This window comes from Variovorax sp. HJSM1_2, assembly GCF_049316285.1.
GTDB lineage: Bacteria > Pseudomonadota > Gammaproteobacteria > Burkholderiales > Burkholderiaceae_C > Rhodoferax_B.
This window is the reverse complement of sequence record NZ_JBMOXA010000011.1, coordinates 126788-142041: the sequence shown is the minus strand read 5'-3', so window position 1 is coordinate 142041 and position 15254 is coordinate 126788. Positions and strand designations below refer to the sequence as shown.

General features: G+C 63.9%; 15 protein-coding genes. 11 read left to right on the top strand and 4 right to left on the bottom strand.

Translation table 11 applies throughout. The annotated features are described in order from the left end of the window. Positions 1-11 precede the first annotated feature (11 nt). On the top strand, positions 12-1274 hold the full coding sequence (locus tag ACFQ95_RS14415) for an HDOD domain-containing protein (RefSeq protein ID WP_422832013.1): 1263 nt from the start codon (positions 12-14) through the stop codon (positions 1272-1274). A 12-nt stretch (positions 1275-1286) separates the two neighbouring features. Here the strand turns inward: ACFQ95_RS14415 and ACFQ95_RS14410 are convergent, their stop codons facing one another. Further along, the gene (locus ACFQ95_RS14410; protein WP_422832012.1) at positions 1287-2711 is read right to left on the bottom strand and encodes a PLP-dependent aminotransferase family protein; all 1425 of its coding nucleotides are present in this window, start codon (positions 2709-2711) and stop codon (positions 1287-1289) included. 144 nt (positions 2712-2855) lie between these two features. Between ACFQ95_RS14410 and ACFQ95_RS14405 the strand changes: the two genes are divergently transcribed. From ACFQ95_RS14405 to ACFQ95_RS14375, 7 genes are read left to right on the top strand one after another with little or no spacing between them, the layout of a single operon-like run. After that, positions 2856-3815 carry a DMT family transporter gene (locus ACFQ95_RS14405; RefSeq protein ID WP_422832010.1) on the top strand — a complete coding sequence of 320 codons (960 nt, stop codon included), beginning with the start codon at positions 2856-2858 and terminating at the stop codon, positions 3813-3815. Further along, a complete protein-coding gene (locus ACFQ95_RS14400; protein WP_422832008.1) occupies positions 3812-4408 on the top strand; it encodes a LysE family translocator in 597 nt (198 codons plus the stop codon). The genes ACFQ95_RS14405 and ACFQ95_RS14400 overlap by 4 nt, the downstream gene beginning before the upstream one ends. A 58-nt stretch (positions 4409-4466) precedes the next feature. Continuing rightward, positions 4467-5687: a PLP-dependent aminotransferase family protein gene (locus ACFQ95_RS14395; protein ID WP_422832006.1), complete on the top strand. Its 1221-nt coding sequence runs from the start codon at positions 4467-4469 to the stop codon at positions 5685-5687. Between the two features lie 3 nt (positions 5688-5690). Continuing rightward, entirely contained in the window at positions 5691-6311 is a 621-nt protein-coding gene (locus tag ACFQ95_RS14390) for a glutathione S-transferase family protein (protein ID WP_422832004.1), read from the top strand. 33 nt (positions 6312-6344) lie between these two features. Further along, positions 6345-7295 (top strand): PhzF family phenazine biosynthesis protein, encoded by a 951-nt coding sequence (locus tag ACFQ95_RS14385; protein WP_422832003.1) that lies wholly within the window; start codon positions 6345-6347, stop codon positions 7293-7295. Continuing rightward, positions 7292-7984 carry a VOC family protein gene (locus tag ACFQ95_RS14380; protein WP_422832001.1) on the top strand — a complete coding sequence of 231 codons (693 nt, stop codon included), beginning with the start codon at positions 7292-7294 and terminating at the stop codon, positions 7982-7984. Before ACFQ95_RS14385 ends, ACFQ95_RS14380 begins: the two co-directional genes overlap by 4 nt. A gap of 7 nt (positions 7985-7991) precedes the next feature. Further along, positions 7992-8948, top strand: coding sequence for a threonine dehydratase (locus ACFQ95_RS14375; RefSeq protein ID WP_422831999.1), 957 nt, complete (start codon positions 7992-7994; stop codon positions 8946-8948). Positions 8949-8952: 4 nt separating this feature from the next. Here the strand turns inward: ACFQ95_RS14375 and ACFQ95_RS14370 are convergent, their stop codons facing one another. Continuing rightward, positions 8953-9858 carry a LysR substrate-binding domain-containing protein gene (locus ACFQ95_RS14370; RefSeq protein ID WP_422831997.1) on the bottom strand — a complete coding sequence of 302 codons (906 nt, stop codon included), beginning with the start codon at positions 9856-9858 and terminating at the stop codon, positions 8953-8955. A gap of 69 nt (positions 9859-9927) precedes the next feature. Here ACFQ95_RS14370 and ACFQ95_RS14365 point away from each other — a divergent pair, with 69 nt between their 5' ends. Together ACFQ95_RS14365 and ACFQ95_RS14360 are read left to right on the top strand one after the other, a co-directional pair. Then, on the top strand, positions 9928-10998 hold the full coding sequence (locus ACFQ95_RS14365) for a YeiH family protein (protein ID WP_422831995.1): 1071 nt from the start codon (positions 9928-9930) through the stop codon (positions 10996-10998). Between the two features lie 54 nt (positions 10999-11052). Then, positions 11053-11724 (top strand): histidine phosphatase family protein, encoded by a 672-nt coding sequence (locus ACFQ95_RS14360; RefSeq protein ID WP_422831993.1) that lies wholly within the window; start codon positions 11053-11055, stop codon positions 11722-11724. 3 nt (positions 11725-11727) lie between these two features. On the opposite strand, the gene ACFQ95_RS14355 is transcribed toward ACFQ95_RS14360, so the two are convergent. Together ACFQ95_RS14355 and ACFQ95_RS14350 are read right to left on the bottom strand one after the other, a co-directional pair. Further along, on the bottom strand, positions 11728-12552 hold the full coding sequence (locus tag ACFQ95_RS14355; protein ID WP_422831992.1) for a creatininase family protein: 825 nt from the start codon (positions 12550-12552) through the stop codon (positions 11728-11730). Between the two features lie 47 nt (positions 12553-12599). Continuing rightward, positions 12600-13085 carry a hypothetical protein gene (locus ACFQ95_RS14350; RefSeq protein WP_422831990.1) on the bottom strand — a complete coding sequence of 162 codons (486 nt, stop codon included), beginning with the start codon at positions 13083-13085 and terminating at the stop codon, positions 12600-12602. 448 nt (positions 13086-13533) lie between these two features. On the opposite strand from ACFQ95_RS14350, the gene ACFQ95_RS14345 reads away from it, so the two are divergent. Then, complete coding sequence (locus ACFQ95_RS14345) at positions 13534-15120, top strand: methyl-accepting chemotaxis protein (RefSeq protein ID WP_422831988.1); 1587 nt, start codon at positions 13534-13536, stop codon at positions 15118-15120. Positions 15121-15254 lie beyond the last annotated feature (134 nt).

Genomic DNA, 15254 nt, shown 5'->3' with positions numbered 1-15254 from the left:
CACCCTCATAAATGTCTCCTTCCGTCCTCGGCAGCATCACTCTGGGTTACCGGCCACTCTGGGGCCGCGACCGCGAACTCGCAGGCATTCAGCTTTTGATCGAGGCGGTGCCGAATGCGCCCGTCGACGCACCGCATCTGCTGCATACCCTGACCGAAATCGGCACCCTGACCGCGCCGCCATTGCTGCTGTCACTGCAATCGGTGGAACTGCTGATCGACGCGCTGGAGCACGCCCCCACCAACACCACCACGCTGTGGATCGAAGTACCCCAGCGCTGGCTGGAGAATGACGCCGCCATGGAGCAGCGTGTGCGCGCCGCACACGCGCGTGGTTTGCGCATGGTCTGGCGTGGTGCGGTGGACGCCCAGCCGGATGCATCGCTCGCTCCCTGCTTCTCCCGCCAGATGCATACGCTGTCGCCCCAGCAGGCACTCACGGCATTGCAGGCCGCGGCCGCGCTGCGTGCCAACCGCGCCGCTGGCGGCGCCGGCCAGACCGTGCGCTCGGCCGGCAGCCCGGTCACCGCAGGCCACATTTACGAAGACATCCACAGCCGCCCGCTGATGGAGCACTGCCTGGACCAAAGCGACGCCTTCGCCTTGCTCAACTGGCCCGACGAAGATGTGTTGCACGCACACCGCCACCACGCCATTGCCCCCGAGCATCGCACCATGCTGCGCATCATCAAGGGGCTGGAAGCCGACAAGTCGATGGAGCAGATCGAATCCATCATGGGTGAGGAGCCGGTGCTGGCCTATCGCTTCCTGGCGCACGTCAATTCCGCAGGCATAGGTCTGCGCACCGGCATCTCATCCTTGCGCCACGGCTTGATGATGATGGGTTATGGCTCGCTGGCGAAGTGGCTGGCAGCGCAACTGCCCAAGGCCTCGAACGACATCAACATGCACCCCGTCAAGGTGGCCATGGTGCTGCGCGCGCGCCTGATGGAACACCTTCTGGACGCCGGCATAGAAGAAAGCCTGCGCCGCGACATCTACCTCTGCGGCCTTTTCTCGCAGCTCAACCTGCTGCTGGATGAGCCCCTGCCAGGGCTGCTGCGCCGCCTGCCGCTGTCGGACCGCATCTACGACGCCACGGTGAACCACACCGGCCCGTATGCGGCCGCACTCGACATCGCCTGCTCGCAAAGCCGCGACGACACCGCCGCCATACGCGCCACCTGCGCCAAACACAATATGCCCATGGATGACGCCAACCGCGCGCTGCTGCGCACGCTGGTCACGCTCAAGGTGCAGCCGGTGGTGAAGTAAAAGCTTTAGCGCTCAACCCGCGCGCATCTCATCCCGCGCCAGCACAAACGCCTGCCAGAAAGCCGGCTCCTGTGTCGCCGCAAAGTTGATACGCATCAGCGTAGAAGGTTTGCGCTCGGCGTGGAACAAGGCACCGGGGGCGATCATGTAGCCCTGGTCAAGCAGGCGCTGCAGCAAGGCGTCGGTGTCCACACCGGTGTCCAGCCAACCAAACAGACCCGCCGGTTCCGAGGCCAGCGTACAACCCGAGGCCAGCGCCAGCTTGACGCTGCGCACACGCGCCTGGTCGAGCTTGGCGCGCACACGTTCGGCGTGGCGGCGCAGCTGGCCCTGGTCTATACACCAGGCCAGAGCATGCTCCAGCAATGAAGGCGTTGACAGCGTGGCCAGCAGCTTGGTCTCGATCAACGGCTCGACCAGTTCTTGCGGCGCGGCGATGTAGCCCACGCGCCAGCCGGGTGCCAGGATTTTGGCGAAGCCGCTGACGTAGATGGTGCGCTGCAGGCCGTCGAGCACACACAGGCGGGTGGCGTGTTCGGGCGCAAGATGGCTGTAGGTGTCGTCTTCGGCGATGTAGAAGTTGTGCGCGTTGGCCAGCGTCAACACGCGGTGTGCGCTGCCCGGCGAGATGCTGTGGCCCGTGGGGTTGTGCAGCACACTCACACTGACGAACAACTTCGGCGCATGCGCCTGGCAATAACGCTCCATCACCGCCAGGTCCGGGCCGTCGGCACCCCGCGGCACCGGCAGAATACGTGCGCCCAGCGCCGCCAGGCGCGCAAACTCCACGCTCCACCCAGGCTCTTCCACCATCACGTAGTCGCCCGCACGCAGCAGGGTGCGGCTCACGATGTCCAGCCCGTGGGTGGCGCCCACGGTGGTGATGAACTGCTCTGGCCCCACATGCAAATGAATGGCGGCGAGCTTTTTCGACAAAGCGCGGCGCAACTCTATGCTGCCCGCCGGGTCGCCGTACTGAAAAGACTGGTCGGCGTACTGCGCGGCGGCGCGGCGCAGCGCCCCCGCCACAAAATCGTTGGCCAGCCATTCGGGCGGGAACACCCCCATGCCGGGCTGCAGGCGGTCGTTCTGCCCATGGAACATGCCACGCATCAAGGCTGCCGCATTTACCGGCTTGGGGCGTGCTGACGACACCGGTGGTGCTTCTGAATTAGTAGCTGCTCGCGCTTGTGCCATCAGCGCAGAAGGCGTTTCTCGTATAAAAAAACCACGGTTTTTACGGGCTTCGACCAAACCCTCGGCCAGCAGTCGGTCGTAGGCCGCCACCACGGTGGACGGACTCACCTGGTGCTGCGCAGCACATTGGCGTACCGATGGCAAACGCGAGCCGGCCACCAGCAAATGGTTGCGGATACGCTCGGCAAAGTGGGCCGCCAACTGCTCGGTGAGCGAGTGGGCGTCGGTTTTCATCAGCATCTCAAACTCCGAACACCGGGTGAAGTGTATTGATCGATCCGCCGGTACAGATCTCAGTGTGATACGGTCAACTGTATTGGTTGTGTATTGCTTAAAAGCATAGACTACATCCCTCACCAACGCAAGCCAATCCCCGTCTTTCCCATGTCGTCACCCAGCCGCGCCAAACTTTCCATGAAGCCCGAAACCCTGGGCATGTGGCTGGGCGTCTTGGGTGTCTTCATGTTCGCCATCACCCTGCCCATGACACGGCTGGCCACGGGCACCACGGAAGCGCCGCAACTCTCGCCGTGGTTTGTGACCTTTGCGCGCGCCGCTTTGGCGGGCACGCTGTCGGCCATCTTTTTGCTGGTCACGCGCTCGCCACGGCCCAGCGCCAGCCAGGCCAGGTCGCTGGGCATGGCCATGCTGGGCAATGCCATCGGTTTTCCGCTGCTGCTGGGGTTTGCGCTGCGCAGCGTGAATGCCAGCCATGCCGCGGTGATCACGGCGCTGCTGCCGCTGGCCACGGCGGCGGTGGCCGCCCTGGTGCTGCACCAGCGCGCGCGGCTGGGCTTTTGGCTGTGCGCCGTCGCCGGCAGTGCCCTGGTGCTGGTGTTTTCGCTGCTGCGCGGCCACGACGCCGCATCACCCTTCGGCCTGGCCTGGGCCGACCTGTTGCTGGTGGGCGCGGTGATGGCGGCTTCGGTCGGTTATGTGTTTGGCGCGCAGGTCACGCCGGCGCTCGGCGCCGAACGTGTGATTTGCTGGGTGTGTGTGATGGCGCTGCCCATCACCTTGCCCGGCACGTGGCTCAACTGGCCGACGCAGGCCGTGCAAGCCAGCGCCTGGGGCGGCTTGTTGTACGTGGGCCTGTTCTCGATGTGGATTGGCTTCTTCGCCTGGTACCGCGGCCTGGCCATGGGCGGCGCGCTAAGGGTCAGCCAGACGCAGTTGCTGCAACCGTTTTTCTCCATCCTGGCCGCCGTGCCGCTGCTGGGCGAATCGCTGGACATGGTCACCGTGGGCTTCGCCCTCGCCGTGGTGGCCACGGTTTTTGCCGGCAAACGCCTGAGCCAGGCACCAACCCCTTCCCCCGTTCACCGCCTGGAGAAAGCCGCATGAGCTTGGACACCTGGATCGCCTTCGCCTTGTTCGCCTTCGTGAGTTCGGCCACGCCCGGCCCCAACAACACCATGCTGCTGGCCTCGGGGGTGAACTTCGGCTGGGTGCGCACCATTCCGCACATGCTGGGTGTGACACTGGGCTTCAGCGCCATGGTGCTGCTGATCGGCCTGGGCCTGGGCCAGGTGTTTGAGCGTTTTCCCATGCTCTACAGCGTGCTGCGCTACGTCGGCGGCGCCTACATGTTGTACCTGGCCTGGAAGATTCTCAACTCCGGCCCGGTGGGCAACGCGGCTGAAGCCGGCCGCCCCATGGGTTTTTTTGCGGCCGCCGCTTTCCAATGGGTCAACCCCAAAGCCTGGGTCATGGGCCTGGGCGCCATCACCACGTTTTTGCCGGTTGACCATTCGGTCTGGCAGTTGGTGCTGATGTGCCTGGTGCTGGCCCTCATCAACCTGCCCAGCTCAGGCAGTTGGGCGGTGTTTGGCAGCGCCATGCGGCGCTTTTTGCAGAAGCCGCGCTTTCTGCGCATCTTCAACGCCGTGGCCGCTCTGGCACTGGTACTGTCGCTGTATCCGCTGTTGCATACCTGACTGAAAGCCATTTTTTTTGAACAAGCACGATACTGTGCCCACGTCTTTCGGAGAAAACATGTCGAACCCCAACAAACCCAACCACTGGACCCTGTCGGCACGTGCCGAAAAAATGAACCCCTCGGTGCTGCGCGAGATCCTCAAGGTCACCGAAAAACCCGGCATCATCAGCTTTGCCGGCGGCCTGCCCTCGCCCAAGACCTTTCCCGTCGAAGCCTTCCGCGAAGCCTGCGACAAGGTGTTGCGTGAGGACGCACAAGCCGCGCTGCAATACGCCGCCAGCGAAGGTTTTGGCCCGCTGCGTGAACTGGTCGCCTCGCGCCTGCCGTGGGACGTGTCGCCTTCGCAGGTGCTCATCACCACCGGCTCGCAGCAAGGCCTTGATTTGGTCGCCAAGGTGTTGATCGACGAAGGCAGCAAGGTGCTGGTCGAGACCCCGACCTACCTGGGCGCACTGCAAGCCTTCGCTCCTATGGAGCCCAAAGTGGTGGGCGTGGCCTGTGACGAAGAAGGTGTGGACATCGAGGACTTCAGCCGCAAGGCCGAGGGCGCGCGTTTCTTCTACGTGTTGCCCAACTTCCAGAACCCCACCGGCCGCACCATGAGCGAAGCGCGCCGCGCCGCGCTGTCGGCCGCCGCAGCCAAGCTGGGTGTGCCGCTGGTCGAAGACAATCCCTATGGCGACCTGTGGTTCGACCAGGCCCCGGCGGCGCCGCTGACCGCACGCAACCCTGAGGGCTGCATCTACCTGGGTTCGTTCTCCAAGGTCCTGGCCCCTGGCCTGCGCCTGGGCTACATCGTCGCACCTGCGGCCATCATGCCCAAGATCCTGCAAGCCAAACAAGCGGCCGACCTGCACAGCCCAAGCTTCACGCAGCGCATGGTGGCCGAGGTCAGCAAGAACAACTTCCTCGACGAACACATCCCCACCATCCGCGCGTTGTACAAGCGCCAGTGCGAAGCCATGCAGGACGCGATGAAACGCGAAATGCCCGCCGGCACCGAATGGAACACGCCCACCGGCGGCATGTTCCTGTGGGTGCGCCTGCCCGAAGGTGTGGACACCGTGAAGCTGCTGCCCGAAGCCGTAGAGCGCGGCGTGGCGTTTGTGCCCGGCGCGGCGTTTTATGCCGACAACGCCGACAGCCGCACCATGCGCCTGTCGTTTGTGACGGCCAGCGTCGAGCAAATCAACATCGGCATCAAAGCCTTGGGCGAGGCCATTCGCGCGCACCTGGCCGCACGCTCTGCCAAGCCTGAACCAGCCCTGGAGACCTGAAGCATGCTGCACCTGTGGGGCAGGCTGAACTCCATCAACGTCCGCAAGGTCGTGTGGGCAGCCCAAGAACTTGGCCTGACCCTGCAGCGCACCGATGCCGGTGGTCAGCATGGCATCGTGCGCGAGCCGCATTTTTTGCAGCGCAACCCCAACGGCCTGGTGCCCTTGCTGGAAGACGGCGACGTGCGGCTGTGGGAATCGAACGTCATCGTGCGTTACCTCTGCGCGCGTTATGCGCCGGGCACACTTTGCCCCGAGCCCATGGGTGCGCGTTTTGCGGCCGAGCAGTGGATGGACTGGCAGCAGACCAGCTTCAACCCGGCCGCGCGCCCGGCGTTTATGCAGCTGGTGCGTGTGCCCGAGGAACAGCGCCAGCCCGCGGTGATTGAGCAATCGATCCAAGCCATAGAGCCGCTGTTGGACCTGCTGGATCAACACCTGGCACAACACGCCTATCTAGGCGGTGCGGCGTTCACCATGGCCGACATCCCGGTGGGTTGCGAAATCCACCGCTGGCGCCAGTTGCCGATCGAGCAGCCTCCGCGCCCTAACCTGGAGCGTTGGTATGCGGCGCTGAATTCCCGCCAGGCCGCCAAAGGTGTGCTCACCTTCGTCTGTACTTAGTCTTTTGTTCCGTTGACCTTTTTGAAGCTGATCATGCAAACCCCGTCCTCCGCCCGCAGCCGACCCTTTACCCAGGTCGACGTTTTCACCGGCCAGGCCTACTACGGCAATCCGCTGGCGGTGGTGCTCGATGGCGAGGGCTTGACCGAGGCGCAGATGCTGCGCTTCGCCCATTGGACCAACCTCTCGGAAACCACCTTTCTGCTGCCACCCACGCCCGAGGGCGCGGCCAAGGGTGCGGACTACCGCGTGCGCATCTTCACGCCCGGTGGCGAAATGCGTTTTGCCGGCCACCCCACGCTGGGCACCTGCCACGCCTGGCTGCAAACCGGCGCCAAGCCGCGCAATGCCAAACGCATCGTGCAGGAATGCGCTGCCGGCCTGGTGGCGATTCAGCCGGTGGATGGCAAGCTGGCCTTTGCCGCACCCGCGCTGCAGCGCCGTGCGCCCGGCCCCATGCACCTGGCCCAGGTAGCCGCCGCGCTGGGGCTGAAGTCGGCGCAAGTGGTGGCCGCGCAAATGCTGGACAACGGCGCCGCCTGGATGGGCATTCTGGTGGACGACCCGAACACCGTGCTGCAATTGCAGCCCGACTTTTTTGCACTGAAGCAGCTCAACGCCGACGTGGGGGTGGCCGCGTTCTACCCCGAGGTGTCGAGCAGCAGCGCGCTCATCGGCCGCTCGAACCGTGAAGCCCGGGCGTTTGGTTCCAGCGCTTCACCGGCCAGCCCGCAACTGCGTCAAATGGAAGTACGCGCCTTTGCCCCCGCTGCGGGCATTGCCGAAGACCCGGTCACCGGCAGCTTCAACGCATCGCTGGCGCAATGGCTGATGGCCGATGGCCTGGCGCCCGAGCACTACGAAGCCATACAAGGCACCTGCCTGGAACGTGCCGGCCATGTGAGCCTGCTGCGCGACGCTGACGGCCAAGTGTGGGTGGGCGGCGAAGTGGTCACCTGCATACAGGGCCACGTGACCCTATGAGCCTGCGGCCCGAGCCCGACCACCTGGTGATTTTCGCGGCCAGCCTGGATGAAGGTGTGGCCTGGTGCGAAGCCACTTTGGGCATCACTCCCGGCCCTGGCGGCGCACACCCGCTGATGGGCACACACAACCGGCTTTTCAGCATCGCCACAGCGCAGTTTCCGCGCGCCTATGCCGAGATCATTGCTATCGATAATGAAGCAATCCCCGCACGTGCAGCGCCGCTCAAGCGTTGGTTTGACCTGGATTCTGCGGCTTTGCGCGAGCGCGTGGCACAACACGGCCCGCAACTCATCCACTGGGTGGCGAATGTGCCTGATCTGACCGATGCGCTCGCCAAGTTGGCTGCACAAGGCATTGACCGAGGCCCATCGATTGCGGCCTCGCGCCCCACGCCGCGCGGCCTGCTCGAATGGCAGATCAGCGTGCGCGACGATGGCCAGCGCCTGTTCGACGGTTGCCTGCCCACGCTCATCCAATGGGGCAGTGTGCACCCGGCGCAGCACATGCCGGCCAGCGGCGTCACGCTGCAAGGCATTCAACTGCAACACCCCGAGGCCACACGTTTGCAAGCGGCGTTCGACGTGCTGGGTTTGCAACACATACAGATTCAAACCGGCCCCGCGCAGCTCACAACGATGCTGCACACCCCACGCGGTGACGTACGCCTTGCCTCCCACCTGACCTGAATAACCCATGCACACGCTCGCCCAGATCGAAGCCGCCGCCACCACCGTTTACCGCTCGTTCCAGGCCACACCGCAATACCGCTGGGGCTTGCTCAGCGAACGCCTGGGCAGCGATTGCTGGCTGAAACACGAGAACCACACCCCAGTGGGCGCGTTCAAGATCCGTGGCGGCCTGACCTACTTCGAGGCCCTGCGCCAGCGCGGTGCCCTGCCACGCGAGGTGATGAGCGCCACACGCGGCAACCACGGCCAGAGCATTGGCTGGGCGGCGCGTGCCAATGGCATTGCCTGCACCATCGTTGTTCCCAAGGGCAACTCGGTCGAGAAAAATGCCGCCATGCGCGCACTCGGTGTGCAACTGCTGGAGCATGGAGAAGACTTTCAGGAAGCGCGCGAGTTCGCCATCCAGCTCGCTTCTGAGCGCGGCGCCCACATGGTGCCCAGCTTCCACACCGACCTGCTCAGCGGTGTGTCCACCTACTGGTGGGAATTCATGCGCGCCGTGCCGCAGTTGGATGTGATTTATGTGCCGATTGGCCAGGGCTCGGGCGCCTGTTCGGCCATCACCGCCAAACTCGCGCTGGGCCACAAGGCGCGCATCGTCGGTGTGGTGAGCGCACATGCCACCACCTATGCCGACTCGCTGACGGCGGGCCGCGTGGTGGAAGCGCCGGTCAACACGCAACTGGCCGATGGCATGGCCTGCCGCATCGCCGATGCCGAGGCGCTGGCCTTGATGGCGCCGCATCTGGACCACATCGTGCAGGTGACGGATGCCGAGGTGGCGCAGGCCATGCGCTGGATTTTTGCCGACACGCACAACGTCGCCGAAGGTGCGGGCGCTGCGGCCTTTGCGGCCGCCATGCAAGAGCGCGACAGCCTACACGGGCAAGTGGTGGGTGCGGCGCTCAGCGGCGGCAATGTCGACAGCGCAGTCTTCGCCAAGGTGCTGGCCGCGAGCTAGGAAGTCACCCCAGCAGCGCCACCATGCGCTGCGTGGCCGGTGATGGCGGGCGCCCTTTCAGCAGCAACTGGTACAGCGGCCGCTGCAACGGCACACGCGTCATCGCTGCTGGCAACGGCAGCTCCACCAGAGCGCCCAAGGCCAACAAGTCAGCCACCACGGTACGCGGCAACATCGCAATACCCGCGCCATGCGCCACGGTGCGGGCGATGGCTTCGTTGCTGGCCATTTCCATCCATGGCTTGGCGCTGATGCCATTCGCAGCGCACAAAGCCTCGGTGGCCTGGCGTGTGCCGGAGCCGGGTTCACGCATGATCCAGCGCGCCTGGTCCAGTGTTTGTGCATCTGCCGCCTGGCCCGGCGCGGCAACGATGGTCAAGGGTTCGTCTTTCCAGGGCCGCACCTCGATGCGGTCAAGCTGCGCGTCGTCCACCTGCCCTTCCACCAGGGCCAGGTCTATGCTGCATTCGAGCAACTGCGCACACACCCATTCGGTATTGCCCACCAGCACACGCGGCACGATGTCCGGGTATTGCCGGCAAAAAGCGGCCATGGCTTCGGGCAGCCAGTAACTGGCCACCGTGGTGCTGGCGCCTATGACCAGGCTGCCACGCTGCACCCCCACCCGGGCGCGCACGTCTTCCATGGCGGCCCGCTCCATCGCAAAGATGCCACGCGCATGCGCCAGCAGCGAGCTACCGGCCTCTGTTAAACGCAACCCCTTGGCGGCGGCATTGCGGCCACCGCCCGCGCCGCGCTCGATCAACACCAGGTCGAGCTGATGCTCCAGCTCACGAATGCCCTTGGAGACCGCAGGCTGGCTGATCCACAGCGCCTCGGCGGCGCGCGAAAAGCTGCCGTTGTCGGCCACGGCGACAAACAAGCGCAAAAGGTGCAGATTCAGCCGCATAACTTAACTTCATGCATTCGTGAATTTTATGTCTTTGACTCATTATTTGACTGTTTCTACAGTCGCTGCATGTCTGTTCATGCCGCCGCCCTAGCCCTGATACCTCGTTTTTCACCACGCCATTGGGCGCAGGCAGCTCTCCCGGGCCTGGGCCTGGCCGCCGCGCTGGCCGGACTCGCAGCACTGCTGGCGCAGGGGTCGGCGATGCAGCAAATGGGCTTGAGCGCACTGACCTTGGCGATTGCGCTGGGCATGCTGGCGGGGCACAGCGTGCTGCCGGTGCTGCCGCCCAGAGCGTCGCAATCGCTGGACCGGGGTGTGGACTTCGCGCGCAGCACGCTGCTACGCGCGGGCATCGTGCTGTATGGCTTCAGGATTTCGTTCCACGACATCGCCGGCGTGGGCTGGCCCGGTGTCTGGATCAATGTGGTGATGGTGGCCATGATCCTTGGGGCGGCCATACTCATCGGCACCCGCTGGCTCAGCCTGGACCGGCAATCGGCCTTGCTCATCGGCGCCGGCAGCGCCATTTGCGGCGCCGCTGCGGTCATGGCCACACAACCCGTGGTGCGCGGCGACGAACACAAGGTGTCCATGGCCATTGCCACCGTGATGGTGTTTGGCACCTTGTCTATGCTGCTGTATCCGCTGGCCTACCCCTACCTGGGTTTGAGTGCACACAGCTTTGGCCTGTTTGCGGGTTCCACCATCCACGAGGTGGCGCAGGTGGTCGCGGTGGGCGACAGCATTGGTCCCGCAGCGGCGCAAGCGGCGGTGGTCGAGAAAATGCTGCGCGTGATGCTGTTGGCGCCGGTGCTGCTGGTGTTGTCGTTGCACGGCGGCTCTGCCCCACAAACACGCAGCAGCTGGCGCCAGGTGCAAGTGCCATGGTTTGCTTTTTTGTTCGTAGCCGTCAGTGGCCTGCACTCGGCACAGCTGCTGCCAGCCGCCTGGGTGGCCGCGCTGGTGCAGCTGGACACACTACTGCTGGCCACCGCTATGGCCGCCATGGGCTTGCGTACCCGCGCCAGCAGCCTGCGGCGCGCGGGCGTGCGGCCGCTGCAACTGGCCGGCTGGCTGTACCTGCTGCTGACCGTGGGTGGTTATGCCGTCAACGTGGGCATCACCGCCTTGTTTTGAAACTGGTCACGCCCGTGACTTCCGCGCATGCGCTTTGTCGCCAGAATGCCTGGCATGGGAACACTTTATCTCGTGCGCCACGGCCAGGCCTCGTTTGGTGCAGATGACTACGACCAACTCAGTCCACTGGGGCTGCAGCAAAGCCAGCAGCTTGGCGCTTATTTTGCAAGCCTGGGCCTGTCATTCCACGCGGTGTTGACCGGCACGCTGCGCCGCCACACACAAACCCTGGCCGGTATTGCCGAAGGCATGGTCAGCCCACTGCCCGAAGCACTTGCGCTGCCCGGCCTGAACGAATACGACAGCCACGCGCTGATCGCCACCATCCACCCGCACCCACTGGCCAAGCCCGACACACCCGAGGTCTACAAGCAGCACTTTCGCCTGCTGCGCGATGGCCTCACGCAGTGGATGAACGGCGTGGTGTCACCCCTGGGCATGCCCACGTATGAAGTTTTTCGCCAGGGTGTGGCCGACGCGCTGGAACATGTGCGCAAGCAAACCCAAGGCGATGTGTTGCTGGTGTCCAGCGGCGGGCCGATTGCCACCGCCGTGGGCCAGCTGCTGGGCTGCACACCCGAGACCACCATAGAGCTGAACCTGCGCATCCGCAACACGGCGGTGACGGAGTTCGTGGTCACACCCAAACGCCTGTTGTTGCAGAGCTTCAACGGCTTGCCACATTTACCGCTGCCAGCACGCCAGGCCTTGCACAGCTACGCCTGAACTTCAGTCCGCCAGGCGCGGTTGATCCACCAGCGTAGACAGCGGCAAATCGGCCACTTCCTGCAGCAGCGCTGCCAATTGCTGGCCGGCCGCCTGCACGATGCTGTGGCCATGCTCGGCCTTGGCCAGGGTGGCGTCGCCGGCGGCGCCGCAGGGGTTGTAGTCCTGCATGTGCCAGCCCCATTTGGCGCTTTTGCCATTGCCCAGAATCGGGTACCTGGCCGCGCGGTCCTGCGAGCTGGAGTGGAAGTTGCGCGCCTGCGCCATGTCGACCAGATCAGGCCGCAGCGCCAGCATCATCGAGGTCTCCACCGCTCCGGCGTGGATGCCAAAGCGCTGCTCATGCGCCGGAAACAAGTTATCCACCGCGTCGCCCAGCGGCAGGCTGTACCAGCTGCAGTGGTAGACGATCATGTCGTGTTCGGTGCGTAGCGCACGCGCCACGATGTCCATCACGCTGAGCTGACCACCATGTGAGTTGAACAGCACCATCTTTTTCACACCGGCACGCGCCACCGAAGCGCCTATGTCGCTCCAGACACGGATCAGTGTCTCGACCGACAAGCTCAGTGTGCCGGGGAAACGGATGTGTTCATCACTTTTGCCAATCTGCTGGGTGGGCAGGAACAGCGCCGGCAAGTCCGCAGGCAGGTGCGGCAAAGCGGCCGCGACCACACCGTCGACCAACGCGCTATCGACACACAAAGGCAGATGTGGACCATGTTGTTCAATGGCCGCCACCGGCAACACGGCCACGGTGCGCGCCGGGTCCAGGTGCGCAAAGTCACGTGTGCCCAGCTCGGCCCAAAAACGGGATTTGAATTGCATACGCCGATCTTAACGACCAGCGCTCCGCAGCGCCGCCGAATACGCGCTCAGCGTCGATAGTCGTCGCGGTCACGGTGGTCGTGACGGTCGTCTCTACCGTGTTTGTCGTGTTTATCGTGTTTGTCATGCTTCACATGGCCGGGCGGTGGGCCGCGGCGGCCGTTGTCCCAGTCACGGCGATCGTCGTAGCGGTAGCCGGGGTGGGCACGTTCATAACGGTCACGCACCCAACGCTCCTGCACAAAATACACCGGCTGGCCGCAGGCGCTGTAGCGGCCGCAGTATTGCGACCAGTGCTGCTGGTGCGCGGGCGGCACATACAGGTAGATGGGCTGGCGTGGAATCGGCCGTGGTGGCGGCGCGATCACCACCGGTTGGGGGTAGACCAGCATGGGCTGGGGCGCATTGCCGATATCGATCCGTCCATAAACACCGGGCTGGTTGATGCCTATCGACACACCCACATTGGTGGAGGCCGAAGCGCCCGCCACAGCGCCCAGGCTCAAGGCGGCGGCGAACAAATACTTTTTCATGTGTTTTCCATCAGTCATAAGTACTGTTTATAACGCAGCAAAATGCCTGCGGCCGACCTGAAACCGCGCTTATTACCTCCGCTTACCAGCACCCAGGCTGTGGTCCTACAAGCCCGTGGGCATCTACACGCCGAAAGAGTTCGCCACCCCCAAGGCCAGATCTTGGAGCTGCCTTTCATAAAGCTTTAAGACTTGCACCGGGCGCAAATGCCGCTCAGGAAATGACTGGAAAAGCCGATATACGTTCAGAGCGGGGGACGTAGCGCAATCACCTCAACCCGTGCAGACGGAACGGCTGCATAAGTAACAGTTGAAAGATTTACGTTACGTTTCGAGATAATCGCGCCGCAGTTTTGGCTGTTTTTCGTCCGGGCCAATGGACGACATGCAGCGGGAATTGCGTCGCGGCCCGCCGTCAACGTCAGATCACTTAGCTATTGGAAATTGCATGCCTTCCTCCATCTCCGGCCTTTCGGTCGCCAAACGCTTGGGGCTCGGCTTCGCCTTGCTGCTGGTCCTGTCAGCCGCCATCCTCGTGGTGAGTATTTCGCGCCTCAGCGATCTAGCCCAAAGCACCCAGCAAATGGTGGCCAGCCCCATCAAGACCGAACGTCTGGTCGGCGACTGGTACCGCAACATCTACACCGGCGTGCGCCGTACTGCTGCCATCGCCAAGAGCAGCGACCCCAGCCTGGTGGCCTATTTTGCGGAAGATGCGGCGGCCTCGACCAAGCAGTCGGGTGAGCTGCAAAAAGCAGTTGAACTGCTGATGGACACCCCCGAAGAAAAAAGCTTGTTTGCGCAGATATCGGAAACGCGCCAGGCCTACCTCAGCGCACGCGACGCCACCGTCAAGCTGCGCAAAGACGGCGCGGCGGACGAAGCCAACAAGATGTTGGAAGAAAAGTTCAATCCCGCGGCCAAAGCCTACATGGCCAAAGCCGAGCAGTTGCTGAACATGCAACGCACTGAAATCGACGAACAAGCCAAGCTCACCGACGAGATTTACGCCCACAGCCGCAACCTGATGATCACCCTGGGGGTGATCAGCCTGGCGCTGAGTGTCTTGATTGCCTGGCTGCTGTCCAAGTCGATCACCGGGCCGCTGGCACAGGCCAGCCATATTGCGCGCCGCGTCGCCGCTGGTGACCTGACCAGCCGCATCGACAACACCCGCAGCGACGAACTGGGCCAACTGTTGACCAGTCTGCAGGACATGCAAACCAGCCTGGCCGGTGTGGTGTCCAACGTGCGCTCGGGGTCGGAGAGTGTGGCGACGGCCAGCGCGCAGATTTCACAGGGCAACAACGACCTGAGCGCACGCACCGAAAGCCAGGCCAGCGCGCTGGAGCAAACCGCCGCGTCTATGGAAGAACTGAGCTCCACCGTCAGACAAAACGCCGACAACGCACGCCAGGCCAACCAGTTGGCCATGAGCGCCTCCAGCGTGGCGATCCAGGGTGGTGAAGTGGTGAGCCAGGTGGTCGAGACCATGAAGGGCATCAACGACAGCTCGAAGAAAATCTCCGACATCATCAGCGTGATCGACGGCATTGCCTTCCAGACCAATATCCTGGCGCTGAACGCCGCCGTGGAAGCCGCGCGCGCCGGTGAACAAGGCCGTGGCTTTGCGGTGGTGGCCAGCGAAGTGCGCAGCCTGGCGGGTCGCTCTGCCGATGCCGCCAAAGAAATCAAGAACCTGATCAACGCCAGTGTGGAGCGTGTCGACCAAGGCACGGCGCTGGTGGATCGCGCGGGTGTCACCATGACCGAGGTGGTGAGCTCCATCCGCCGCGTGACCGACATCATGGGCGAGATCAGCGCCGCCAGCACCGAGCAGTCCTTGGGTGTGGGCCAGGTGGGCGAAGCCGTCACCCAAATGGACCAGGCCACGCAGCAGAACGCCGCGTTGGTGGAAGAAATGGCCGCCGCTGCCGGCAGCCTGCGCAACCAGGCGCAGGACCTGGTGCAAGTGGTGGCCGCATTCAAGCTGGGCCAGGGCGATGGTGGCCCGGCACTGGGCTTTACTCGCTAAATGACCCACTAATTGACCCGCTAACTTACCTCTAAGCGCCACAACGCAGCGCTCTTGAAGTGCCCCGGCCAAAACGAAGCGCGGGGGCACTTCCGCATGTCCTACACCATGGGGCTGGCATCTCTGACACTTGC

Coding starts and splice junctions, on each gene's coding strand:
- ACFQ95_RS14415 (WP_422832013.1), top strand. CDS start 12: ATGTCTCCTTCCGTCCTCGGCAGCATCACTCTGGGTTACCGGCCACTC.
- ACFQ95_RS14410 (WP_422832012.1), bottom strand. CDS start 2,711: ATGCTGATGAAAACCGACGCCCACTCGCTCACCGAGCAGTTGGCGGCC.
- ACFQ95_RS14405 (WP_422832010.1), top strand. CDS start 2,856: ATGTCGTCACCCAGCCGCGCCAAACTTTCCATGAAGCCCGAAACCCTG.
- ACFQ95_RS14400 (WP_422832008.1), top strand. CDS start 3,812: ATGAGCTTGGACACCTGGATCGCCTTCGCCTTGTTCGCCTTCGTGAGT.
- ACFQ95_RS14395 (WP_422832006.1), top strand. CDS start 4,467: ATGTCGAACCCCAACAAACCCAACCACTGGACCCTGTCGGCACGTGCC.
- ACFQ95_RS14390 (WP_422832004.1), top strand. CDS start 5,691: ATGCTGCACCTGTGGGGCAGGCTGAACTCCATCAACGTCCGCAAGGTC.
- ACFQ95_RS14385 (WP_422832003.1), top strand. CDS start 6,345: ATGCAAACCCCGTCCTCCGCCCGCAGCCGACCCTTTACCCAGGTCGAC.
- ACFQ95_RS14380 (WP_422832001.1), top strand. CDS start 7,292: ATGAGCCTGCGGCCCGAGCCCGACCACCTGGTGATTTTCGCGGCCAGC.
- ACFQ95_RS14375 (WP_422831999.1), top strand. CDS start 7,992: ATGCACACGCTCGCCCAGATCGAAGCCGCCGCCACCACCGTTTACCGC.
- ACFQ95_RS14370 (WP_422831997.1), bottom strand. CDS start 9,858: ATGCGGCTGAATCTGCACCTTTTGCGCTTGTTTGTCGCCGTGGCCGAC.
- ACFQ95_RS14365 (WP_422831995.1), top strand. CDS start 9,928: ATGTCTGTTCATGCCGCCGCCCTAGCCCTGATACCTCGTTTTTCACCA.
- ACFQ95_RS14360 (WP_422831993.1), top strand. CDS start 11,053: ATGGGAACACTTTATCTCGTGCGCCACGGCCAGGCCTCGTTTGGTGCA.
- ACFQ95_RS14355 (WP_422831992.1), bottom strand. CDS start 12,552: ATGCAATTCAAATCCCGTTTTTGGGCCGAGCTGGGCACACGTGACTTT.
- ACFQ95_RS14350 (WP_422831990.1), bottom strand. CDS start 13,085: ATGAAAAAGTATTTGTTCGCCGCCGCCTTGAGCCTGGGCGCTGTGGCG.
- ACFQ95_RS14345 (WP_422831988.1), top strand. CDS start 13,534: ATGCCTTCCTCCATCTCCGGCCTTTCGGTCGCCAAACGCTTGGGGCTC.